The 1,146-nt window shown below is 34.9% G+C and carries 1 pseudogene; it reads right to left on the bottom strand.

What is annotated here, in order from left to right:
• Positions 1-68: 68 nt before the first annotated feature.
• Positions 69-1,146, bottom strand: a pseudogene (locus IQR33_RS12195) (hypothetical protein); the annotation flags it as partial.

Below are 1,146 nucleotides of genomic sequence, written 5' to 3'. Positions count from 1 at the left end.
GCTCTTGCGTAATACTGCTTTCCGCAAAAGAATATGTTGATAAAAAGATTAAACTAAATGTAATCATTTTATTCATTTATCATTAACTCCAGCTTGTGATGTACACTCTTACTTCTTTTATAGTAATTTTTATTGATCATTGAACTATCCTTAAGATAAAACTTACTAAAGTCATAGTTATCGGATATTGAATTACAATTAATCAACTTTGAAAGTTTTAATAAGTTATTTTTTCTCTCTAACAAATGATTGTAACCACCATTTACTGAGATCGTTACACGAAATAGATCATTCTTGGTAGCGAATGGACGAATATCTCCCCAAGCACTACCTTTTACCCAAAACCACCCTGAAGAATCTACTGCCGTGTGTAAATCTTTAGCAACGCTTTCTATCATTTCTTTTGTAAGATCTTTAGTATTCACACCAAAGTATTTAGCATAGTTTTCTATATGTGTTATCTGTAATAAACCACGTCCATGATAGAATGCACCACCTCTGTACTTATTCCATTTCTCTGGATATTTCCCGTTATAATAGTACTCTTCCGTCGTTTTGAAAAAATCACTTTCTTGAAATGCTTGAGACAGAAAGTGGATTTTATTCAAACAATCATCGATTTCATACGTCCTAAACATGTCATTCAAGCTATTTAATAACTCATCTAAAGAAACATTTCTCATACTGTCATAATGAGAGTTCTCAAAAATAGTTTCTTTTCCACCTAAGACTTCAAGTAAAAAACTCTTGGAAATATCACGATTACAGAAACATTTACTTTGGGTGTGATTTCCTACAAAAGGCCAATAATGCCAAAGGCTCTTATCATCGCTTAGTTGCAAATCACCTTGTAAATCTTGCATCCATGAGAACTTATCTGCTCTTTCCAGTTCGAATTGCGAGAAAAGATCAAAGCTATCCATCACTTGATCGCGCCATGGGGAGTTACGGTAGTCCTCTATAGTCACAAAACCAGCGGAGCACTTAATATCTAGAGCTTCCTTTGCGGTCTGATGGATTGATTCATAAAGACTTTGTGACGACTCTGTATGCCAATCTGTAGGATGTTTCACAATAAATCGCTCAAAGTGTTTACGCTTACCGTCTAAGTATACTTTGGCATCGCGAGCAGTGAACGAGGAGAAG

Origin of the sequence: Vibrio sp. OPT46 (assembly GCF_015163535.1) — a bacterium.
Lineage (GTDB): Bacteria > Pseudomonadota > Gammaproteobacteria > Enterobacterales > Vibrionaceae > Vibrio > Vibrio alginolyticus.
Note: the sequence above shows the minus strand (reverse complement) of the source record. Positions and strands in the feature narration are given on the sequence as shown.